The following is a 22585-nucleotide window of genomic DNA, read 5'->3' as shown; positions in this document are numbered from 1 at the left end:
GCGACACGACAGCAAGAAAGAAGACCCGGAAACGCTCATGACACCACCTTACGTCCCGCAAATGGCCCTTTACCGCCAATGGCTGAAGCAGACGCGCGGCCTTGCGTTTGCCGACTTCGAGGAGATGCGGCGCTGGTCGGTCACCGACATCGACGGCTTCTGGCAAAGCATCTGGGACTATTTCGGCATCGAATCGCCGACGCCCCATTCCGCCGTGCTCGCGAGCCGCAAGATGCCTGGCGCGGTGTGGTTTCCCGGCGCCTCTGTGAACTATGCGCGCCAGGTGTTTCGCCACGTCGGACCCGCGCATGCCGCGGGCCTGCCCGCTCTCGTCTCGAGCGACGAAGACGGCAAGCTTGCCGAGACGAGCTGGCCGGAGCTGCGGCGCAAGGCGGCCGCGCTGGCTCTGCACCTGAAGGCCGAGGGCGTGCAACGCGGCGATCGCGTCGCCGCCTACCTGCCGAACATCCCGGAGACCATCATCGCGCTTCTTGCGACCGCGAGCCTCGGTGCGATCTGGAGCCTCTGCGCACCCGACATGGCTGCGCCGGCGGTGATCGACCGCTTCAAGCAGATCGAGCCGAAGGTGCTGATCGCCTGCGACGCCGTGACCTATGCCGGCCGCCGCCATGACCGGCGCGGCGTGATCGACGAATTGCGGCGCGCGCTGCCGACCGTGCAGCATGTCATCCTGCACAGCGAGACGGCGTCCACCGAGACGCAATTGTCGTCCATCCTCGCAGGCGAGAGCGCCGAGATCGATGCGTTCGAGCCGGAATGGCTGCCGTTCGATCATCCGCTCTGGATCGTCTATTCGTCAGGCACCACGGGATTGCCGAAACCGATCCTGCACAGCCATGGCGGCGTGATCGTCGTGGCGCTGCCGCTCTCGACGCTGCATAACGACATCGGCTGCAGCTATCACGAGAACTCGTTCGGCGAACGCTTCCACTGGTACTCTTCGACCGGCTGGATCATGTGGAACTGCCAGGCCAACGGCCTGCTCAACGGCACCACCTGCTGCATCTTCGACGGCAGCCCCGGCGTCGCCAAGGACAAGCCGGACTGGACCGCGCTGTGGCGCTTCGTCGCCAGGGCCAAGGCGACGTTCTTCGGCGCGGGTGCGGCGTTCTTTGCCAATTGCACCAAGGCGGAGATCGATCTTGCCGCGGTCGGCGACCTCTCCGCCCTGCGCACGTTGGGCTCGACCGGATCGCCGCTCAGCGCCGACACGCAGGCCTGGTTCAACGACCGCTTTGCCGCGCTCGCGAAACGCAACGGCAACGCCGCACAAGCCGACATGTGGTGGGCGAACATCTCCGGCGGCACCGATTTCGCCGGCGCCTTCATCGGCGGCAATCGCGAGCTGCCGCAGATGCCGGGCACCATGCAGTGTCGCCTGCTCGGTTGCGCGGTGGAAGCCTTCGATGAGCAGGGCCGCGCCGTGATCGACGAGGTCGGCGAGCTCGTCTGCACCGAGCCGCTGCCGTCAATGCCGCTGCGGTTCTGGAATGATCCCGACGACGTGCGCTATCGCGCCAGCTATTTCGAGACCTATCCGGACAACTTCGATGGTTCTGGCCGCGGCCCGGTGTGGCGGCACGGCGATTGGCTGAAGATCAACAGCAACGGCTCCTGCGTGATCTATGGCCGCAGCGACGCCACCATCAACCGCCACGGCCTGCGCATGGGCACCAGCGAGCTCTATTCGGCGATCGAGGCGTTGCCCGAGGTGCTGGATTCCCTGGTCGTCGACCTCGAATATCTCGGCCGCGACAGCTACATGCCGCTGTTCGTGGTGCTGCGCGAAGGCATTGCGCTGGACGCTGCGATGAAGACGAAGATCAACAGGGCGATCGAAGCCGGATTGTCGCGCCGCTTCCTGCCGAACGACATCTTCGCGGTGGCCGAAATCCCGCGCACGCTGTCCGGCAAAAAACAGGAGCTGCCGATCAAGAAGCTGCTGCTCGGTCACCCCCTGGAGAAGGTCATCAACAAGGACGCGATGGCCAATCCGGGATGCCTCGGCTGGTATCTCGACTTTGCAAGGAGCTATCTGGCCAAGCAGGCTGGCGCGGCGTAATTCCACCGCCCGATCGACCCTGCCGCATTCAGGACTCAACGTCATGCCGTCACCCAGCTACATCGATCCGCTCAACGGAAAGCACTATTCGCTGGATGTGCCGCGCTGGTGCTCCGACGAGGGCACGCCGCTGCTGGTGACGCCGCTCCCAGGCATCTCGCGCGACGAGATCGATCGCGGGACGCGGTCACTGTGGCGCTACCGGGCCTCGCTCCCCCTCGAGATCAGCAAGCCAATCACGATGGGCGAAGGCTGCACGCCTGTCGTCGAGAAGGCGTGGGGCGAGTTGCGACCTCACTTCAAGCTGGAATGGTTCAATCCGACGGCAAGCTTCAAGGATCGCGGCACCACGGTGATGCTGTCGTTCCTGCGCCAGCTCGGCGTCGATGCCGTGCTGGAGGACAGCTCCGGCAATGGCGGCGCGTCCGTTTCGGCATACGGCGCCGCTGGCGGGATGCGGGTCAAGATTCTCGCACCCGCCACCACATCGCCGATGAAGGTCGCGCAGATGCATGCGTTCGGCGCCGAAGTCCAGCTCGTGGAAGGTCCGCGCGAGGAATCGGAGGCGGAAGCGATCCGCCAGTCGAAGCAAACCTTCTATTCCAGCCACAACTGGCAGCCGTTCTTCCTGCAGGGGACCAAGTCCTTTGCCTATGAGATCTGGGAAGACTTCAACTTCGCCGCGCCCGACAACATCATCATGCCGGTCGGCGCCGGCAGCAGCCTGCTCGGCTGCTACATCGGATTCAAGGAGCTGCTCGCCGCCGGACAGATCACGCGGCTGCCGCGCCTGTTTGCCGCGCAACCGCTCAACTGCTCGCCGGTCGATGCCTCCTTCGCCGTCGGCGTCGACACGCCGGTCGATCGCGAGGTGAAGAAGACCATCGCCGAAGGCACCGCGATCAAGCATCCGCTGCGCCTGAAACAGATCCTCGCGGCGCTGAAGGAGAGCGGTGGCGGCACGGTCGCGATTCCCGAGGATGCAATCATCGCCGCGCTGAAGCGGATGGCACGCACCGGCCTGTTCGTCGAGCCGACCTCGGCCTCGGCCGCAGCCGCCCTCGACGTGCTGAAGGAGCGCGGCGCGATCCGGCCAAATGAGCGCACCGTGGTCATCATCAGCGGGACCGGCATCAAGGCTGCGGGGGCGATCACCGAGCTGCTGGCGTAGCGATGAGCGGGCTAGCTTCACGTCGCCCCATGCGATGACCTGCCGTCGCAGGGCGCACGGCCAAAAATGTCGAAAACAACCCCATGCAAAGTAGCCGGCGGCAGGCGCACCGTCGTCGTCAAGGAGACCGATCTCTACTCGCAGAGATCGGTCTCCTTGACCGGGTGCTGGGATAACCGCCCCAACCGGCCTTGCGCAGCTTCAGGGCGTCGTAGAAGGCCGTTTCGAAGTTGATGTAGCCGATGAACGACGTCGGATCGCCGAATGGCAGGATCTGGGTGGCCCAGTATCCGCCAAAGCCGTTCCGGCGGTCGATCCAGTAGAACAGGTTGGCAAGTCCGGCCCAGCCCAGCGCGCCGGCGGGGCGGCCGGTCGGGGCTTGCTCGTCATTGATCATGAAGCTCAGCGCCCAGGATTTCGACTGGCCGGGGAAGAACTCGGCATCATTGGCAAGCGAGGTGATCACGCCGGTGATCGCCGTGACCTTGTTGTTGCCGAGGTGGTTCTTCTCCGCCATCCGCACGGTCTCGGCCTTCAGGACACGGCCGTTCTCGCCGGCGCCGTCATTCAGCCACATGCGGATGAACCGCATGTAATCGCCGATGGTGCCGTAGAGCCCGTGGCCGCCCATGTGGATCTCGGGATTGGCCGGCAGTTCGAAATCCATCGGCGTCAGCGAGCCGTCGGCGTTACGCGCGTGGATTCCGGCGAGCCTGCGACGCATCGCGTCGGTGAGCTCGAAGGTCGTGTCCTCGATGCCGAGCGGCTCGAAGATGCGCGTCCTGAAGACCTCGCCGAGCCTATCGGCGGTGATCGCCTCGACGATCTGGCCGCACCAATCCATGTTGGTGCCATACTCCCAGCGCTCGCCCGGATCGAACAGCAGCGGCGTCATCAGCGACGCCTTGGACGCCGTGATGACGCTCGGCTGCCCCTTCTCCTGCGCGAGCCGGTTGTAGGTGTGGTTGATGAAATCGTAGCCGAGGCCGGCGGAGTGGACCATCAGCATGCGCGTGGTGATGTCGCGCTTCGGGGCCCGGAGCCGCGGCTCGCCCTTGTCGTCAAAACCCTCGATGACCTGGAGCTTGCCGATGTCGGGCGCGTAAGCCTTGGCCGGCGCGTCGAGATCGAGCTTGCCTTCCTCGACGAGTTGCAGGATCGCCGTCCCGGTGATCGCCTTGGTCGTCGAGAAGATGGCGAACACGCTGTCCGTCGTCATGTCGGCGGCCTGGTCGAGGCGGCGCTTGCCGGCGGCGCCCTCGTAGATGTTGCGATGACGGTCGGTCACCATCGCCACGACCCCGGGGACGCGCGGGTCGGACGTCACGACACCGTCGAGGATTGCATCTGCGGCTGCGGTGAAGTTCGTGCTCATTGTGTTCCTCCCATGTTTTGTTGACCTGCGTAGCCCGGATGGAGCGAAGCGAAATCCGGGGCTGATGCAGCGTGGCGTCACCGGTCCCGGATTGCGCGGAGCCCGTCGTCGGGCGCGCATTCGCGCGACCCGTTGGCTCCATCCGGGCTACGGGTTTGATCGGGCGCCTATTGCATCGCGAAGCCGCGATAGCCGCTCGCGGCGACCTCGTCGCATTTCTGGCGGTAGGTGCCGACGCCACCGCAATACGACAGCACGCGGCGCGGCTTGCCCGCGACGTTCGAGCCGAGGTACCAGGAATTGGTCTTCGCGATCAGCGTTGCGTTTGCCGTTTCATCGTGATGCGCCACCCACTGATCTTCGGTGTCCCGGCGCGGCTCGATGACGTTCAGGCTCTTGTCGCGCATATATCTGATGCAATCGGTGATCCACTCGACCTGCTGCTGCAGGCAGGTGGTCATGTTGCAGAGCGCGGCCGAGGGGGCGAGCGGCACGGCGGTCGTGAACAGGTTCGGATAGCCGTGGACCTGCAGGCCCATGGTGGTGCGGATGTCCCGGCCCCAGTCTTCCCTGAGCGAGCGTCCATCGCGGCCGCGGATGTCGATCCGCGTCAGCGCGCCGGTGCCTGCGTCGAAGCCCGTCGCCAGGATGATGACGTCGAGCTCGTACACGGTGCCATCGGCGGTCTGGATGCCGTCAGGCGTGATGCCCGCGATCGGATTGTCCTTGACGCTGATGATCTCGACATTGGGCCGGTGGAAGGCCTCGAGGAAATTCTGTTCCAGCGGCACGCGGTGCGTGCCAAAGCCGTAGTCGGACGGGATCAGTAGCTCGCACAGCTTGGGATCCCTGATCCGCTCGCGCATCTTGGAGCGCACGAACTCGGTGATCTCGGCGTTGACGGATTCGTCGAAGAACAGCTCGGCAAAGGACGAAACCCACAATTTCAGCGAACCGTCGTTCCAGCAGTCCTCGACCACCTGGCGGCGCTGCTTCGGCGTCAGGTCGGCCCACGCGTGCTCGAAGTCGAACTCGAATCCGGTGAATGTCTTCGGCAGCCGTTCGGTGAGGAATTTGAATTTCGATTTATAGGCCTCCGCATCCGCAGCGTCCCATCTCGGGTTCTTCATCGGGATGATGTATTGCGGCGTGCGAATGAAAACTTTGAGATTGCCGACTTCGCCTGCGATCGACTGGATCACCTGAATCCCGGTCGCGCCATTGCCGACCACGCCGACGCGCTTGCCGGCAAGCTCGACCGGTCCCTTGGGCCAGCGCGCGGTGTGGAACAGCTTGCCCTTGAATGTTTCCTGTCCCCGGAAGGAGACGTGCGGGGCCGAGAGCATGCCGCAGCAGGTGACCAGGAACTGGGTGTCGATCACGTCGCCCTTGTCCGTCGTCACCAGCCAGCGTTGCGTCGCCTCATTGAAATGCGCGCTCTTCACCGTGGTGCCGAACTGGATGTCCTTTTTCAGGTCGAGGCGATCGGCGACGTAGTTCAGCCAGCGCTCGATCTCCGGCTGACCGGGGAACCGCTCGCTCCAACTCCAGTCCTTGTAGAGCTTCTCGGAGAACAAATACTGATAGGTATGGCCCTCGGAATCGAAACGCGCGCCGGGATAGCGATTCCAGTACCAGGTGCCGCCGACGCCGGATGCGGCATCGATCGCCTTCACGTTCAGCCCCAGCTCGCGCAGGCGGAACAACTGGTAGAGACCGGCAACGCCGGCACCGACGACCACGGCGTCGCGCTTGTCCGTTGCATGCGCACCATTGCTTCCATTGGACCGTGTGGCGGTCTCACCCATGGCTTCCTCCTGTGTTGATCTCGCACGCCCTTTGTCATCCGCCCTGCGGCGGTGTGACGGTGCGTTGCGTCAAAATGGTCCCGTCCGGAAGCGCCGGCCTATGTTTCGGCCGGATTCCGCCGGGACGCAGGAGAGGCTAGGAGGACCCGCATCTGCGGGGCTTGGATGAAACCGACAATCTCTTGAACGCAGCCGTCCAGGAGCCGTTGCCGGCCGGCGGTCCGCTTGGCAAACCGCGAAAGCGGCCTATTCTACGTCCCGTTGTCCGTCCAAGAAAAAGCAGCGATCAATCGCGCCTAGAGATGTCCAGGGGATTCCAGGGAGGAGGCTCGCGCGATGGGCCAGTTGATCACGGTCGAGGAACTGCCGCGCTACGCTCCCGGCGAGCTGAAATTGGATAGCCTGTCGGTCGGCCGGAAGGATTTCCGGCTGCGCATCTTCCGCTATGGGCCGTCGGACATCTGGGTTCCGCCATCGGAAAACTTCCTCCTCGTGGTCTATCGCGACGGCACGACATCAATGAACCGCCGCGTCGCCGGCGCGTGGAAACAGAATCAGGTTGGTCGCGGGGTCACGTCGCTCTTGACCCGCGCCGAGCCGTCAAGCTGGCAATGGAAGAACGACATCGAGGTCAGTCATTTCTACATTGCGCCGGCCCTGATGACGAAAACAGCGGGCGAGGCATTCGACCGCGACGCCGAAGCCATCGAGCTGCACGATCTGCTCGGAGCCGAGGATCCGATCCTCACCTGGATCAACGATCAAATGATTCAGGAGATCGCCGCAGGCGGCCCGGGCGGACGGCTTTGCTACGACGCGCTGGCGCTGCAGGCGAGCGTGCACATCCTGCGGAAATACGCGGCAATCGAGTTCAAGACACCCTGCGCGCAGGGGCGATTCCGCCCGGCACATGCCCGGATGATCGAGGACTATATCGAACAGAACATCTTCAGGAACATCACGCTGGAGGAGCTGGCGAATGTCTGTCACTGCTCACCAGTGCAGTTCGCGCGCAAGTTCCGCGTGCACTACGGCATGCGGCCGCACACCTATGTCTTGCGACGCAAGGTGGAGCATGCGTGCCGGCATCTGCGCAGGGACCGCGTGGCGCTGAAGGAGATCGCGCTGCTGGCCGGCTTCGCCGATCAGAGCCATCTCAACCGCGTCTTCCGCCAGCACATGAACGTGACGCCGGCGGAATATCGCCGGCAGGTGTGTGGGACGACGATCGACGCCTGAGGCCGAACCGCGCGCCATCATATGCGGAGGCAGAGGCGTAGCCCCGATGAAGCCAACGGGTCGCGCGAATGCGCGGGCCGATGACAGGCTCCGCGCAATCCGGGGCTTTCTCACCAGTGGATGCACCGTCCCGGATTACGCTTCGAGTTTGCCTCTTCTCCTTCCCCCTGAAAGGTAGGGCAATCGCATTTGGGAGAAAAGCGCCCTGCGGCCATCCTTCGAGACGCCCGCCTTTGGCGGGCTCCTCAGGATGACGTCTTGTGTTGCGGCACAATAGTAGACCCTCATGGTGAGGAGCGCCGCTTGCGACGCGTCTCGAACCACGAGGCCGAGTACGTGCGCAGCCGCCCGAGGCGGCATATGCGATAGCCCTGCCCTGAAAGGGGAAGGTCGGGATGGGGGTCAGCCACAGGCGACGCTCCACGCGGAGAGACCAGATCCCCGCCCGCTTTGCTCCGACGAGCAAAGCGACCTCCCCTTTTCAAGGGGAGGTTAAGCGCGCGGCTCGCCGAGTGTGTGCATCAGGCGGTTGGCCCAGCCGAACAGCGCCGCCGACAGCACCAGGTCGAGCTGTTCGAGCTCGCTCAATCCGGCGTCCGCGAGCGCCTTGGCATCCTCGGCGCCGATCTCGACCGGCGTGGTCGAGAGCTTGGTCGCGAAATCGAACAGCGCCTGGTCGCGCGGCGGCAGCCTGGCGGCGCGTTCGTCGGCGAAGATGGTTTCAATGACGTCGGTGCGGCGGGTGATGCCGATGAAGCGCGAGGCGTGCACGGCGGCGCAATAGACGCAGCGATTGACGACCGACGCGCCGACGGCGCCGAGCTCCCGCTCCGCCGACGACAGTCCGTCCTTGCCGTACATGATCTGGTTGAACAGCGGCGAGCGTACCTCGAGCGATTCCGGATCATGCGCGAGCGTGAGGACGTAGGGCGAGAACCCTGTGTTCGACGGCGTCACCTTCATCGCCTTGAGTTGCTCGGGCGTCGCGGTCGCCAGATCGACCGGTTTCACATAGGGTACCCAGGTCGGGACCTTGGCGGTGAAGTGATGGACAGCTTCACTCATTGCACGCCTTTCAGGACCTTCAGGCCGGCGACCACCCGAAGCTGATAATTGACAAAGGCCGCGAGCTCGGCGAGCCGCACGATGTCGGGCTCGGCAACGCCGGCCGCCTTGAGCCGCTCGATGTCCTGACGCGTCGCCTCGCGCGGCGCGACGGTCAAGAGATCGGCGTGGCGCGCCACCGCATCCAGCCGCGGCTCGCCGCAGGTGCCATCGGGCTGCGCCAGCGGCGCGACGTCGAGATCGCCGGAATGGGCCAGGTAAGTATCGTAATGCCCCGCCAGCTCGTCGTTGCCGACGTGGCGGCACATCCGCGCCGCGAGCGCGGCCCGCAGGGCGTGGCTCAACCCGCCGGGATCGCGCGGCAGCAGGACCGCGTCGTGGGCGGCTTCGCTGAGGCGCAGGATCTCAGCCCGCATCTTGAGCGCGTCAGCAAGCTTCGAGGCGGCCGGGATGCCGGCAAAGGTTTCGATCAGCGTCGTCATGCGGCCTCTCGAGGGTCACGTGGGTTCGGAACATCCTCGACCGCAACGCCAAGAGGCTGCATACCGCCGAAGAACGCATTCAATGCAGCTTCATACGGGGCCGGATCGAGGCCGCGCGCGGCAAGCCACGTGGGGTCATAATAGGTCTGGCGGTAGCGCTCGCCGGAGTCGCAGATCAACGTGACCAGCGATCCGGTCTTGCCCGCGTCGCGCATCTCCGACGCCAGGCGGCAGAGCGCCAGGAAATTGGTGCCGGTCGAGCCGCCGACCGCGCGGCGCAACAGGCGCGACAGCACATTCATCGCCGCAATCGATGCGACGTCCGGGATCTTCATCATCCGATCCACGACGCCAGGCACGAACGACGGCTCGCAGCGCGGCCGGCCGACGCCTTCGATCAGCGAGGGCCGCTCGCAGACATGGGAGTGGTCCTGGGTGCGGAAGCAGTCGAAGAAGGCAGAATGCTCGACATCGGCGACGCAGAGCCGGGTCGGAAACTGGCGATAGCGCAGATAGCGTCCGATCGTCGCCGAGGTGCCGCCGGTGCCGGCGCCCATCACGATCCATTCAGGCAGCGGGCGTTGCTCGCCTTTGAGCTGGGTGAAAATCGACTCGGCGATGTTGTTGTTGCCGCGCCAATCGGTGGCACGCTCCGCGAAGGTGAACTGGTCGATGTAGTGACCGCCGAGACGCGCCGCCAGCGCGGCGGCCTCCGCGTAGAGCGCCCGGCCGTCGTCGATCAGATGACAATTGCCGCCGTAATGCTCGATCGCAGCGATCTTCTCGGCCGAGGTCGTGCGCGGCATCACCGCGTAGAACGGCACGCCGATCATCTGGGCAAAGTAGGCCTCCGAGACCGCGGTCGAGCCGGACGATGCCTCCACAACCGCGGTGCCTTCGCGGATGTGCCCATTGCACAGCGCGTAGAGGAACAGCGAGCGCGCGAGCCGATGCTTGAGGCTGCCGGTCGGGTGGGTCGATTCGTCCTTCAGATAGATGTCGATACCCGAGAGCGCCGGCACGATCAGCCGCATCAGGTGCGTGTCGGCGGTCCGGCACTGATCGGCCTCGATCGCCGCGACGGCGTCGTCAACCCAGCCGCGCCGATAGCTCGGCCCGGCCGAAGCGGATTGGCGGGGGGACATGAACCCGTTCGACATGACGCCATGCAATCATAATTCGTATCTTGCATCAAGAATCTTCTATCATTCTAAAATAAGATGATACAGAATCCGCTCATGCAAGACGATGTGATCGATATCCGCCTGCTGGAGGCCTTCGCCGCCGTGATGTCGGCCGGCAGCATCACCGGCGCGGCGCGGCTGCTGGGCCGGTCGCAACCGGTGGTGACGCGGCAGATCCAGGATCTGGAGACCGACGTCGGCTATCTGCTGTTTTCCAGGAACGGGCCGCGCATCAGCCCGACGCCGAAGGGCATCCTGTTCCACGCCGAAGTCGAACGCCTGCTGCTCGGGCTGAAGCACATTCGCGATCGTGCGGCCGCGATCGGCGCCGGCGCGCTGCCGGTGCTCAGCCTCGCCGCGATCCCGGCGCTTGCGGGCGGCATCGTGCCGATCGCACTGGCGACGGTGGAGCACACGCTGCTGCCGCGGCAAGTCCACGTGCAGGCGCTCTCGGCCGAGAACGTGGTGCAGTCGGTGTTGTCGCAATCCGTGGATTTCGGGCTCGCGAGCCTGCCGGTGCAGCACCCGGGCCTTGACGTGCAATGGGTCTGCGAGGTGCCCTGCGTGGCGTGCCTTGCCGCGGATCATCCGCTCGCCCGGCGCAAGGTGATCCGCCTGAAGGATCTCGACGGCCGCCGGCTCCTGACCATGGCGAACCCGTATCGGCTTCGCCGCCGCGTCGACGAGGCGATCGCGCGGGCCGGCGCTGCGCCGGCGGAGATCATCGACACCAACTCCTCGCTGACGGCGATCGCTATGGCGAAGCAGTCGCTCGGGATTGCGATCGTCGAGCCGGTGCTGACCTCGAGCCTTGCGATGGAAGGTGTCGTCACGCGCCCGCTCGACATCGCCATTCCTTTCCTGTTCGCCGCGGTTTCACCGACCGGGCGCGAGCTGACGCCGACGGTCGCGGCAATCAACGATGCGCTGCGCACGGCGGTCACGCTGATGCCCGGGGCGAAGCTGCACGGCGGCGAAGCCGCGCTGTCCGAACCCGCCGGCGCACCCGAGGCATTCGAGAGAGAACGTTCATGACAGTGACCGCGGCCGGGGCAATCGGACTAGCCGCGCTCGAAGCGCGCCTGAAGCAGGATCTCGCCTGGCTCGAGCTCCCGTCGAAATCCTGGGTGCCGCGCCGTGTGGTCGATGGGCAAGACGTCGTTGACGTCGTGATCGTCGGCGCCGGAATGGCGGGCCTCGTCACCTCAGGCCTGCTGAAGCGCCTTGGCGTCGAAAACCACCTTTTGCTGGACCGCGCACCGGCCGGGCGCGAAGGACCGTGGGTCACCTTTGCGCGGATGCGAACGCTGCGTTCGCCGAAGGAGCTGACGGGTCCGGCGATGGGCCTGCCGGCGCTGACCTTCCGCGCGTTCTACGAGGCCCAATACGGCGAGGCGGCGTGGAAGGCCCTCGACCGCGCACCGCGCCCGATGTGGATGGATTACCTCATCTGGTATCGCAAGGTGCTCGACCTGCCTGTGCGCAACGAGGTTTCGGTCGAACATATTCACGCCCGGCCCGACGATCTGCTGGCGCTCGACATCCGCGAAGATGGCCGCACGCGACAGCTTCTCGCGCGCCATGTTGTGCTGGCGACCGGGCGCGACGGCCTCGGCGGCCCCTATGTCCCGCCGATCACGGATCACATCGACAAGCGCTTCTGGGCGCATTCGGCCGAGGCGATCGACTTCGCGCGCCTGCGCGGCAAGCGCGTCGCCGTGGTGGGCGCCGGCGCCTCCGCGATGGACAATGCGGCGACTGCGCTCGAGGCCGGGGCCGCCAGGCTCGACCTCTTCATCCGGCGACCGGACATTCCACGCATCAACAAGTTCACCGGAATCGGCAGCCAGGGCGTCGTGCACGGCTTTGCCGGCTTGCCCGACGATTGGAAGTGGCGCTTCCTCGATCACACGCTGAAGGCGCAGACGCCGCCGCCGCGGCCGAGCGTGCTGCGCATCTCGGCTCATAAGCAGGCGCGTTTTCATCTGGCGAGCCCGATCACCGATCTCGCGGTCGAGAACGACCACCTCGTGGTGACCACGCCCAAGGGCCGTTACGCGACCGACTTCATCATCTTCGGCACCGGCTTCAAGGTCGACCTCGGCCTGCGCCCGGAGCTGTCCGAATTCGCGCCCCACATCCGCCTGTGGTCCGATCGCTTCGCAACCCCCGAAGGAATGGCCAATCCGGAGCTGGAATCCTCGCCCGATCTCGGCGACAGCTTCGAGTTCCTGGAGAAAGTGCCGGGTGCCTGTCCGGCATTGTCACGCCTGCACTGCTTCAACTATCCGGCAACCCTGAGCCACGGCAAGCTCAGCGGCGATATCCCGGCGATCAGCGAGGGCGCCGATCGCCTCGCGCGCGGGCTCGTTCGCCGGCTCTTCGTTGAAGATCGCGAACGCCATTTCGAGAACCTCAAGGCGTTCGCGACGCCAGAAATCCTCGGCGACGAATGGACCGATGCCGACGCAACACAACCGGCCGAATAGAGACCGGATTCAGCAACGAACGGGGGAGCGCAAATGCAGACGACCAAGAGGAATGCCATCGTGGCCGCGATCGCCGGCAATGCGATGGAATGGTACGACTTCACGATCTTTGCCCTGATGACCCCGGTCATCAAGAACCTGTTCTTTCCGGTCGATCCGAACATTCCCGGTAGCGACCTCAACGCGCTGTTGCTGACGACTGCATTGTTTGGCGCCGGCTTTGTGATGCGGCCGATCGGCGGCCTCGTGCTCGGCTATTTCGGCGATCGCAAAGGGCGCAAGGCGGCGATGACGCTCGGCATGGCGTTGATGGCGCTGGCGGTCGCGATGCTGGCGCTGGCGCCAACCTACGCCACCGCCGGAATCGCGGCACCGCTCATCGTGCTGGTTGCCCGCCTCCTGCAAGGCTTCTCGGTCGGAGGAGAGTTCGGCACCTCCACCGCCTACCTGATCGAGGCCGCTCCGCCGGGCCGCACCGGCTTCTACGGCTCGTGGCAGATCACGGGGCAACTGATGGCGAACGTGCTCGGCGCAACGCTCGGCGCCGGCCTGACGCTCCTGTTCACGCAGCAGCAGTTGATCGCCGGCGCATGGCGGATCCCGTTCTTCGTCGGCCTCGCGATCGTCCCGATCCTGCTCTACATGCGCGCCAGGCTCGTCGAGCCCGATGCGCTTCGCAAGGATCGGGCGACCGCGCAGAATGCCGCCTTCGCGAACGACCTCAAGAGCCCCGGCCGCAACTACCTGATCGGGATGGGAATGGTGGTCGCGAGCGCGGTCTCCTTCTACGTCACCTTCGGATACACGGTGACCTACGCCAAGGAGGTGCTGAAGCTGCCGTTGATGCAGAGCTTCCTGGTGCAGATGATCGCGGCGATCGTGATGGTGATCGTCGTCCCGATCGCCGGCGCGGTCTCCGACCGCTATCCGCGCAAGCCGCTCCTGCTGGTATCACTGATCGGCTATTTTGTATCGCTCTACCCGCTGTACAGTTGGGTGATTGCCGAGCCCACGATCCTCAAGCTGCTGGCCGCCCAGGTCGTGATCGGGTTCTTCAGCGCGTTCTTCCTCGGCGTCTACTGCACTACGCTTGTGGAGCTGTTTCCGGTTCGGATCCGTTCGACCTCGCTGTCGATCGTCAACAATGTCGCGGTGCTGATCTCCGGCGGCTTCGCCCAGTTCTTCGTCACCTGGCTGATTGCGCTCACGGCCTCGCCGTTGGCACCGATCTTCTACGTGATGATCGGTGTGGGCCTCGGCCTGATCTCCGTGCTCGCGATGCGGCCTACTGACGCCAAGCCACGATGAGCGATTTGCGCTGCGCTACGTGGCCGCGCTGGCCGCCGCGGCCGGCCGGTCGTCGTTGCACCGTGGCGTCCCATGCGCCCGACCGATATTGTCGAGGAATTGCCGCACGCTCTCACGCCAGGTGAACGTCAGGGCGTAGGCGCGGCATTTCTCGCGTGGCACAAGCAGCGCGCCAAGCGCGGCGCGACGCAGGTCGGGATCGAGGCAGCCGCAGCCTGATTCGCCGATGACGTCGCGCGGACCCATCACCGGAAAGGCGGCGACCGGCAGACCGCACGCCAGCGCTTCGAGGAGCACCATTCCGAACGTATCGGTCAGGCTGGGGAACACCATGACATCGGCCGACGCGTAGACATCCGCGAGCGCCCTGCCCGTCCGCGTGCCGAGAAAATGCGCGTGCGGAAATCGCGATTGCAGGCAGCCACGCAATGGCCCGTCTCCGACCACGACTTTCGAGCCCGGCAGATCGAGAGCGAGAAAGGCCTCGAGGTTCTTCTCGACCGCAACCCGCCCGACATAAAGAAACACCGGCTCCGGGAAATTGAGCGGCCGCCGGGCGCGGGGCCGGAACAGATCGGCATCGACACCGCGCGTCCACGGCATCAGATTGCGGAATCCATGCGCCTTCAACGCCTGCTCCAGCGATGGAGAGCCAACCATGGTGCCGTCGCCGCCGTTGTGAAAGCGGCGCAACGCCGCATAGCTCCACCGCAGCGGCACCGGCAGCCGCGCCGCCAGATATTCGGGGAAGCGGGTGTGATAGCTGGTCGTGAACGGATAGCCGCGCTTCCGGCACACATGCCGGGTGATCCAGCCGATCGGCCCCTCGGTCGCAATATGCACGGAGTCGGGACGCGCGGCGGCGATCGCGCGCTCGATGCGTCTGATCGATGCGAACGCAAGGCGAATCTCGCGGTAGCCCGGCAGCGGCACGGTGCGGAAATCGCCCGGCGTGATGAACGCAAGGTTCGCGCCGAACGCGGGCGCCTCGCTGGCGAGATATTCCAGCGAGCGAACCACCCCGTTGATCTGCGGCCGCCAGGCGTCGGTTGCGATCAGCACCCGCATCAGGCGACCGCCTTAACGAAGGGGACCAGATCCGACTCGGCCGATGTCCTGCGTCGTTGCGCGTCGACCCATCGGATGATCTCGAACTGGCCGTCGTAGCGCTCGACCACACCGGTGCAGGATTCCACCCAGTCCCCGGTGTTGATGTAGCGGACGCCGAACTGATCATGGATCGCCGCGTGGTGGATGTGGCCGCAAATCACGCCCTGCACGCCGTGCTGCCGCGCTTCCGACGACAACACTTGCTCGAACTGGCCGATGTGATTGACCGCATTCTTGACGCGCAGCTTCGCCCAGGATGAGAACGACCAATAGGCAAGGCCGAACCGGGCCCTGATCCAGTTGAGCCAGACGTTGCAGGCCAGCGCCGCGCGATAGCCGGCATCACCGAGCAGAGCGAGCCACCGCGCGTGCCGCACGACGACATCGAAATGATCGCCATGAACGACGAGATAGTCACGGCCGTCGAGGCCGCGATGGATCGCGCGCTCAACCACCTCAATGCCGGCGAACATTGCACCGGCGTAGTCGCGCAGGAATTCGTCGTGATTGCCGGGGACGTAGACCAGCCGGCGACCTTGGCGCGCGAGTTCGACCAGCTCCTGCACGACGGCATTATGCGTCTTCGGCCAGTGCCAGCTCGAACGCAGGCGCCAGCCGTCGATGATATCGCCGACCAGAAACAAGGTTTCGGCATCGTGGTGGCGCAGGAAGTCGATCAACTGCTCGGACTGACAGCCCCTGGTGCCGAGATGGACGTCGGAGATGAAAAGGCTCCTGACCTTGACGACATCCGGCGAGGGGGGGCGCGGCTGATGCGGGCGACGTTGTGCATCCGCCATGGATGGCGCGGCCTCGCCGTCCCAACCACATTTGCTGCCTTCAAATGCTGACGTGACGGCCTGAGCCAAGTCCGCAACGACCTTCGTCGCATCGCGGTTGGCGCATCGCCTTAAGATCGAGCGGTGCCAGTAAATGCCTGCGGCAAGGACCAACAGCGCGACCTCCGCGCTGCGATGCCGCCCGTCGGACGCCGCGACACCAAACTGATAGCTCGCGAACAGCGTCAGCACTGCCGCGGTAGCGCGCTCGAGGACATACGAGCCGGGCGTCAAGCGGGATAGTCTCATGCGCCTTCCTTCAGGGGCAGGCGCGACGACATCGCGCGCGGCGGCGCTAGGCAAGGCGGTGCCATCGCGCGGCGGTAGAGGCGAATGCCCAGGACGATCGCGACCTCCACGGTGATCAGGATGGCGACCACCCAGAAGCCGATGCTGACTGGATCATGGCCGCTGCCGCGCAGCGCATAGCCCAAACTGAGGAACGGCATGTTCCAGATCAACGTGCCGATCGCGGTCGCCGCCACGAACGCGCGCGGCTCAAGCCTCAGCACGCCGGCGGGCAAGGCCAGATAAATCCGAACTGTCGGCAAGGTCTGACCGATCAGCGTGACCCAGAAATGATTGCCGCGATAGGCATCGGTGAGCTGGCGGTAGAGCGATAGCCGCAGGAACACGAACTTTCCAAAGCGCGTCACCAGGCTCTCGATGCGTTGCGAGCCGAGCGCGCGCCCGAGCCCGTACCAGCCGATGGCACCGACGACCGATCCGACGCTCGTCGCCAGGATGGTCATGACCAGCATCGTGCCGTCGGAAATCGTCAGGCCGATCAGCATCAGCAGAACATAGGACGGCAGCAGCGGCACGAACTTCTCGGCGAGGGCCAAGCAGCCCACGCCCAGCAGGCCGAACTGCAGAAACATTGCGATCGTACTCGACGTATCCATGGCGCTCTCGATCAGGCGTTGGGGTGGCGCCGGCTGATCCGGTACACCGAGGCTGGAGGCAGGTTGCGAAAGGTCTGGCCGATGCAGCTCGCCTGCAGGTCAAGGCGATCCAGGACTGCGCCTGCGACGGGACAGCGCGGGCCATAGGTAATTTGATAGAACGCGCCGTCGTGGCGGAGATAGCCGAACGCGCCGTCGAGGATAGCCCGAACCTTTTCCTGCGGCATGGCAAGAAGACCGAGCCCGCTGACGACGGCGCCGACTGACGCGCCCTCGAACAGTCTCTCCTTCCGCAGCCAGGCCGCGTCCATCCACAGCACCCGCGCTCCCGGGAAGCGCCGCTGCAGCAGCGGGATGAATTCGGAGCCATACTCGATCAGCGTCAAGTCGCGCTGCCGCACGCCGCGACGAAGCAACGCGCGCGTGAATACGCCGGTGCCGGGGCCAAGCTCGAGGACGGGGCCGGTGTCGGCCGTGATCTCCTGCGCCATCAGCGACGACACAGCCGGCCCGGACGGGGCGACCGCCGCGACCTGCAACGGATTGCGCACCCATGCGCGGAAGAACGGCAGGATGTCAGCCGCCGACATGCTGGCATCTCCTCGCGATGAGAGCAGTGCCGGTCTCGCGGCGGCAATTCGTTAACAAGGCCATTCACATGTCTTTCGCGTTGCGCGTATCCACGATCGAGATCGGAAGACACCCGCCGGGTTGACCAGAGTCCGTCGGCAACATGGCGACTGCGCTGGCCCGGACGACCGCTTGATTCGCACGCGAAGCTTGCGCGAGCCTGTCGCGAGGCCGCGAACGCCGGAAAAAGGCGGACCGACAACAGATTCGATTGGCGAGAGCCGCAAGGTTGCCGCAATGAAGAGGGCGTAAAGTCGGCGGAAACGAACCGATGCAAGGATGAAGGCGGCGAATGCGAGTGCTGTTGGTGGAAGATCAGCCGGACATGGTCGCGGCGCTGCGCGCAGCGCTCGCGCGCCACGACATGCTGGTCGATCACGCGCCGGATCTCTCCGAAGCCGAGGCGATCGCAGCGGAAGGCAACTACGACGCGATCGTGCTCGATCGCCAACTGCCGGATGGCGACGGCCTGTCGCTGATCCCGAAGTTGCGCGGGAGCGGCAACGCGGTGCCGGTGCTGGTGCTCACCGCACGCGGCGAGCTCGCGGAGCGGGTCACCGGCCTCGACAGCGGCGCGGACGATTATCTCGGCAAGCCGTTTGCGTTCGAGGAGCTGCTGGCGCGGCTCCGCGCGCTGTTGCGCCGGCCGGCCAATGTGCAGAACCGTGTTGCGCGGATCGGCCGCCTGTCGTTCGACTTCACTCATCGTGAGGCGAGCGTCGGCGAGCATGCCCTGGAGATGCCGCGGCGTGAACGGCTGGTGCTTGAAACGCTGCTGCACCGCATGGGGCGCATGGTGCTGCGCGCCGCGTTGATGGAGGCGGTTTATGGCCTCGACGACGAGGTTCAGCCCAATGCGCTGGACACCCACGTGTCGCGGTTGCGCCGTCGGCTCGCAGATGCCGATGCCGGCGTGACCATCAACGGCGTGCGCGGCCTCGGCTACGTCCTGCGGGAGACGCCGTGAGCGTGCTGCGACCACGTTCGCTCACTTGGCGCCTGGTCGGACGACTCGCAGGGTTGCAAGCCGTGATGCTGACCCTCCTGATTCTGCTGATCGGGCTGGTCGCGATCGGCCTGCTGCGGGCCGGGCTGCTGATCGGCGAGTACGAGGGCAGCACGCTCGATGCGCTGCGCGACGCGATCGCCCGCGATGCTGCGGGCCAATTGATCCTGCGGCAGACGCCGGAACTGACGGCGCTGCGCGCCGAGCATGCCGATCTCTGGTTCGTCATCCGCGACGCCGACGGGCACCGGCTCTCCGAAGGCACGGTGCCGCCGCGGTTTGCGCCGATCGCTTCGGTGCTCGGTCAGGTGAGCGAGGCACGGCTAAAATGGGACGCCGCCGAAGGCGGGCCGCCTTCGGGGCTGGTCAAATCGGTCGATACAACGGCAGGGCGGGTGCAGATCCTGACCGGAACCTATGGCCAACTATCGATATGGCGCGCGGTGGAAAGCACACCGCTGGTGTTCCTGAACATGATCCTCCCGATCATCGTGCTGATGACGCTGGCCACGCTGGTCGCAACCCCGTTCGTGGTGCGACGGACCATGACGGGACTTGAGCACGCCGCCGCGGAAGCCGAGCGCATCGACATCGACCAACGCGGCGTGCAGTTGCCGCTCGACAAGGTGCCGATCGAAATTGCTCCGCTGGTGAAGGCGATCAATGCGGCCCTCGGCCGCCTCGACAAAGGCCATGAGCGTCATCGCCGTTTCCTTGCCGACGCCGCGCACGAGCTCCGGACTCCGATCGCCATCCTGTCGACGCGGGTCGCCTCGCTGCAGGCCGGGCCCGAGAAGACCCGTCTGCTCGAGGACGCGACCCGCCTCAACGTCATGGCCGGCCAGCTTCTGGATCTGCAACGGCTCGATCAGCGAACCGACACGTTCGCGGCAGTCGATCTCGTCGGCGTCGCTCGGCAGGTCGTTCTCGACCTGGCGCCGCTCGCCTTCGCGGCGGGTTATGAAATGTCCTTTGAGCACGAGGACGAGTCGATTGTCGTGACGGGGGATCACACCTCGCTCGAACGCGCGCTCACCAACCTGGTGCAAAACGCCATCGACCACGGGCAACAGCGCGGCACGATCCTGGTCCGGGTGATGAAGGCCGGCCGGATCGAGGTCTCAGACGACGGCAACGGCATCCCGAGGGAAGAACGCGAGCAAATATTCGAACCGTTCCACCGCCTGCATCCGGGCGGACGCGGCGCCGGCCTCGGCCTCGATCTGGTGCAGACCATCATGGGCCTGCATGGCGGCCGGATCGAGGTCGACGAGGCGCCGTCCGGCGGCGCCTGCATGCGAATGGTGTTTCCGGTGGTTCGCCCGTCTAAGGCGTGATGAGATGGGATTGAACGAGAGCGGCAACGATTCACCTCTCCCTTGGGAGAGCTCGGCGCGTAGCGCCGGGTGAGGGGTTACGGTCCCTCATTGGAGCCGCGGCCCCTCACCCGATTTGCTGCGCAAATCGACCTCTCCCCGTCGGGGAGAGGTGAACCGCCTTTGCGGTCGAGCTGATTCCATTTCAAGTCATCTTGCTCTAGCGATGGCCAAACGTGCGCCGCTACCATCACCCGTGATACGGGGAGCAGGGCTGTCGCATTGCCCCCCGATCCGTGGAACGTCTTCGGCTGTCAGACCGGCGGCGGGTTCAGCCGCGCAAAGCCCTCCTGGATGCGATAGGGGTAATATGGATAGCCCGGCATCACTGCGCTTGCTTTGTCGAGACGCGCGATCTGATCCGGTGTCAGCGACCACCCGACCGCACCGAGATTGTCGCGGAGCTGCGCCTCGTTGCGCGCGCCTATGATCACCGACGACACGCTGGGCCGCGTGAGCAGCCAGGCGATGGCGATCTGCGGCACGCTGCGCCCGCTCTCCGCAGCGACCGCGTCCAGCGCATCGACGATCGCATAGAGCTTCTCGTCGTCGACCGGCGGCCCGAACTGTGCGGTCTCATGCAGGCGACTTTGCTTCGGCAGCGGCTGGCCGCGCCTGATCTTGCCGGTGAGCCGGCCCCAGCCGAGCGGACTCCAGACCAGCGCGCCGACGCCCTGATCGAGCGCGAGCGGCATCAGCTCGGATTCGTAGTCGCGGCCGGCCAGCGAGTAATAGACCTGATGCGCCGCGTAGCGTGGCCAGCCATGATGGTCAGCGATGGCCAGCGACTTCATCAACTGCCAGCCGGAGAAATTCGAGGCGCCGACATAGCGCAGCTTGCCGGCGCGCACGAGCGCATCGAGCGTCGACAGCACCTCGTCGATCGGCGTGGAGGCGTCGAAGGCATGAAGTTGCAGCAGATCGATATAGTCGGTGCCCAGCCGCCGGAGGGCCGCGTCGACAGCGGCAACGAGACGATGCCGCGATGTGCCAGCATCGAGCGGGCCGTCGCCCATCGGCAGGCCGGTCTTGGTGGAGATCAGCACCTTGTCGCGGCGACCCTTGATGGCGGCGCCGAGAATTTCCTCGGACGCGCCGTTGGAATACACATCGGCGGTGTCGAACAGGTTGACGCCGGCGTCGAGGCAGATGTCGATCAATCGGCGTGCCTCGTCAACGCCGCTCCGCCCCCATGCCGAGAACAGCGGGCCCTCGCCGCCGAACGTGCCGGTGCCGAAGCTGAGCACCGGTACTTTCAGGCCGGAAGCGCCGAGATTGCGATATTTCATGACTTAACTCCTTCTGATCCGGTTCATTCCGCTGGGCACTGCGCCGCCAGAACGGCGGGACGATCGAGGCGCAGGCTCAACAACGCGAGCAGCAGTCCGACCGCGGTGATGAGCGCGGCCACCAGCGGCAGCGCGCTGAGGCCGAGACCGCGATCGATCGTCACGCCACCGGCCCAGGCGCCGAGCGCATTGCCGAGATTGAAGGCCGCGATGTTGAGGCTCGACGCCAATGTGCGCCCTTCCGCGCCGGCGGCTTCGAGCACGCGAAGCTGCAGCGGCGCGACGGTCGCAAACGCGGCGATGCCGAGCACGAACAACAGCGTCACGGCCATTGCCTTGATCGAGACGACAGCAGCGAGCGCCACGAGAACGACGGCAAGGCCGCCGAGCGTCACGATCAGCGCACGTGCGAGCCCCTTGTCGGCGAGCCGTCCGCCCGCGACATTGCCGATCGCAAGGCCGGCGCCGAACACCAGCAAGATCGGCGAGACCGCGGCATCCGAGAATCCGGTGAGCCGCGTCAAAATCGGCTGCACATAGGTGAACACCGCGAACAGGCCGCCGAAACCGAACACCGTCATCGCCAGCCCGAGCAGGACCTGCGGACGCCCCAGCACGGCAAGTTCCTCGCGCAGCGGCGCCGGCTTGTCCTTGGCTCCGACATGGCCGGGGACCAGCACGGCCAGCACGACGAAGGCGATGACGCCGATCGCCGCCACCGCCCAGAACGCGGCGCGCCATCCGAGCATCAGGCCGAACCAGGCGCCGAACGGCACGCCCAGCAGCGTCGCCACGGTCAGGCCGATGAACATTGTCGCGATCGCGGATGCGCGCTTGTCTTCGGCGACGAGGCTCGTTGCCACCACCGAGCCGACGCCGAAGAACGTGCCGTGCGCCAGCGAGGTGAGGATGCGCGCCGCCATCAGCAGCGCATAGCTCGGCGCCAGCGCGCAGGCCGCGTTGCCCAGCGTGAAGATCGCCATCAGCGCCAGCAGCACCGTCTTGCGCGGCATCCGCCGCGTCGCCAGCGTGAGGATCGGTGCGCCGACGAACACGCCGAGCGCGTAACCGGAGATCAGGAGCCCCGCCGCAGAGACCGAGACCTGCATGTCGGCGGCGACCTGCAACAACAGCCCCATGATGAGGAATTCGGTGGTGCCGATGCCGAAGGCACCGGCGGTCAGGGCAAGTACAGCAGCAGGCATGGGTCGCTCCGGAACGAACGG

Annotated in this window: 19 protein-coding genes; 8 read left to right on the top strand and 11 right to left on the bottom strand. The window is 65.6% G+C overall.

Annotated elements, in window-relative coordinates; translation table 11 throughout:
• The first annotated feature begins 37 nt into the window (after positions 1-37).
• Positions 38-2083, top strand: coding sequence for an acetoacetate--CoA ligase (locus tag P6U30_RS02390; RefSeq protein WP_407167952.1), 2046 nt, complete (start codon positions 38-40; stop codon positions 2081-2083).
• 43 nt (positions 2084-2126) lie between these two features.
• Positions 2127-3254, top strand: a complete 1128-nt coding sequence (locus P6U30_RS02385) for a pyridoxal-phosphate dependent enzyme (RefSeq protein WP_407167951.1) — start codon at positions 2127-2129, stop codon at positions 3252-3254.
• A gap of 118 nt (positions 3255-3372) precedes the next feature.
• Here the strand turns inward: P6U30_RS02385 and P6U30_RS02380 are convergent, their stop codons facing one another.
• A complete protein-coding gene (locus P6U30_RS02380) occupies positions 3373-4629 on the bottom strand; it encodes a serine hydrolase domain-containing protein (protein ID WP_407167950.1) in 1257 nt (418 codons plus the stop codon).
• A 167-nt stretch (positions 4630-4796) separates the two neighbouring features.
• Positions 4797-6437 carry a flavin-containing monooxygenase gene (locus P6U30_RS02375; RefSeq protein WP_407167949.1) on the bottom strand — a complete coding sequence of 547 codons (1641 nt, stop codon included), beginning with the start codon at positions 6435-6437 and terminating at the stop codon, positions 4797-4799.
• Positions 6438-6773: 336 nt separating this feature from the next.
• Between P6U30_RS02375 and P6U30_RS02370 the strand changes: the two genes are divergently transcribed.
• Positions 6774-7676, top strand: coding sequence for a helix-turn-helix transcriptional regulator (locus P6U30_RS02370; RefSeq protein ID WP_407167948.1), 903 nt, complete (start codon positions 6774-6776; stop codon positions 7674-7676).
• Between the two features lie 492 nt (positions 7677-8168).
• Here the strand turns inward: P6U30_RS02370 and P6U30_RS02365 are convergent, their stop codons facing one another.
• From P6U30_RS02365 to P6U30_RS02355, 3 genes are read right to left on the bottom strand one after another with little or no spacing between them, the layout of a single operon-like run.
• Entirely contained in the window at positions 8169-8741 is a 573-nt protein-coding gene (locus tag P6U30_RS02365) for a peroxidase-related enzyme (RefSeq protein ID WP_407167947.1), read from the bottom strand.
• Positions 8738-9223: a CMD domain-containing protein gene (locus P6U30_RS02360; protein WP_407167946.1), complete on the bottom strand. Its 486-nt coding sequence runs from the start codon at positions 9221-9223 to the stop codon at positions 8738-8740. The genes P6U30_RS02365 and P6U30_RS02360 overlap by 4 nt, the downstream gene beginning before the upstream one ends.
• Positions 9220-10368: a PLP-dependent cysteine synthase family protein gene (locus P6U30_RS02355; RefSeq protein ID WP_407167945.1), complete on the bottom strand. Its 1149-nt coding sequence runs from the start codon at positions 10366-10368 to the stop codon at positions 9220-9222. Before P6U30_RS02355 ends, P6U30_RS02360 begins: the two co-directional genes overlap by 4 nt.
• A gap of 93 nt (positions 10369-10461) precedes the next feature.
• On the opposite strand from P6U30_RS02355, the gene P6U30_RS02350 reads away from it, so the two are divergent.
• From P6U30_RS02350 to P6U30_RS02340, 3 genes are read left to right on the top strand one after another with little or no spacing between them, the layout of a single operon-like run.
• Complete coding sequence (locus P6U30_RS02350) at positions 10462-11442, top strand: LysR family transcriptional regulator (protein ID WP_407167944.1); 981 nt, start codon at positions 10462-10464, stop codon at positions 11440-11442.
• Positions 11439-12896 (top strand): NAD(P)-binding domain-containing protein, encoded by a 1458-nt coding sequence (locus P6U30_RS02345; protein ID WP_407167943.1) that lies wholly within the window; start codon positions 11439-11441, stop codon positions 12894-12896. The genes P6U30_RS02350 and P6U30_RS02345 overlap by 4 nt, the downstream gene beginning before the upstream one ends.
• A 33-nt stretch (positions 12897-12929) precedes the next feature.
• Complete coding sequence (locus P6U30_RS02340) at positions 12930-14204, top strand: MFS transporter (protein WP_407167942.1); 1275 nt, start codon at positions 12930-12932, stop codon at positions 14202-14204.
• A gap of 15 nt (positions 14205-14219) precedes the next feature.
• Here P6U30_RS02340 and P6U30_RS02335 read toward each other — a convergent pair whose 3' ends face one another.
• From P6U30_RS02335 to P6U30_RS02320, 4 genes are all read right to left on the bottom strand, one after another.
• Complete coding sequence (locus P6U30_RS02335; RefSeq protein ID WP_407167941.1) at positions 14220-15272, bottom strand: glycosyltransferase family 4 protein; 1053 nt, start codon at positions 15270-15272, stop codon at positions 14220-14222.
• Positions 15272-16114, bottom strand: coding sequence for a UDP-2,3-diacylglucosamine diphosphatase (locus P6U30_RS02330; RefSeq protein WP_407170662.1), 843 nt, complete (start codon positions 16112-16114; stop codon positions 15272-15274). Before P6U30_RS02330 ends, P6U30_RS02335 begins: the two co-directional genes overlap by 1 nt.
• A gap of 284 nt (positions 16115-16398) precedes the next feature.
• The gene (locus tag P6U30_RS02325) at positions 16399-17058 is read right to left on the bottom strand and encodes a DedA family protein (protein WP_407167940.1); all 660 of its coding nucleotides are present in this window, start codon (positions 17056-17058) and stop codon (positions 16399-16401) included.
• An 11-nt stretch (positions 17059-17069) separates the two neighbouring features.
• A complete protein-coding gene (locus tag P6U30_RS02320; protein WP_407167939.1) occupies positions 17070-17648 on the bottom strand; it encodes a class I SAM-dependent methyltransferase in 579 nt (192 codons plus the stop codon).
• A 332-nt stretch (positions 17649-17980) separates the two neighbouring features.
• Here P6U30_RS02320 and P6U30_RS02315 point away from each other — a divergent pair, with 332 nt between their 5' ends.
• Both P6U30_RS02315 and P6U30_RS02310 read left to right on the top strand, forming a co-directional pair.
• The gene (locus P6U30_RS02315; RefSeq protein ID WP_407167938.1) at positions 17981-18655 is read left to right on the top strand and encodes a response regulator transcription factor; all 675 of its coding nucleotides are present in this window, start codon (positions 17981-17983) and stop codon (positions 18653-18655) included.
• A 5-nt stretch (positions 18656-18660) separates the two neighbouring features.
• On the top strand, positions 18661-20031 hold the full coding sequence (locus P6U30_RS02310; protein ID WP_407170661.1) for a sensor histidine kinase: 1371 nt from the start codon (positions 18661-18663) through the stop codon (positions 20029-20031).
• A 293-nt stretch (positions 20032-20324) separates the two neighbouring features.
• Here the strand turns inward: P6U30_RS02310 and P6U30_RS02305 are convergent, their stop codons facing one another.
• Together P6U30_RS02305 and P6U30_RS02300 are read right to left on the bottom strand one after the other, a co-directional pair.
• The gene (locus P6U30_RS02305; RefSeq protein WP_407167937.1) at positions 20325-21359 is read right to left on the bottom strand and encodes an aldo/keto reductase; all 1035 of its coding nucleotides are present in this window, start codon (positions 21357-21359) and stop codon (positions 20325-20327) included.
• Positions 21360-21382: 23 nt separating this feature from the next.
• The gene (locus P6U30_RS02300; RefSeq protein WP_407167936.1) at positions 21383-22564 is read right to left on the bottom strand and encodes an MFS transporter; all 1182 of its coding nucleotides are present in this window, start codon (positions 22562-22564) and stop codon (positions 21383-21385) included.
• Between the last annotated feature and the right edge of the window lie 21 nt (positions 22565-22585).

Origin of the sequence: Bradyrhizobium sp. ORS 111 (assembly GCF_045571485.1) — a bacterium.
GTDB lineage: Bacteria > Pseudomonadota > Alphaproteobacteria > Rhizobiales > Xanthobacteraceae > Bradyrhizobium.
The sequence above is the reverse complement of the archived record's forward strand: the minus strand, read 5'-3'. Positions and strand labels throughout refer to the sequence as shown.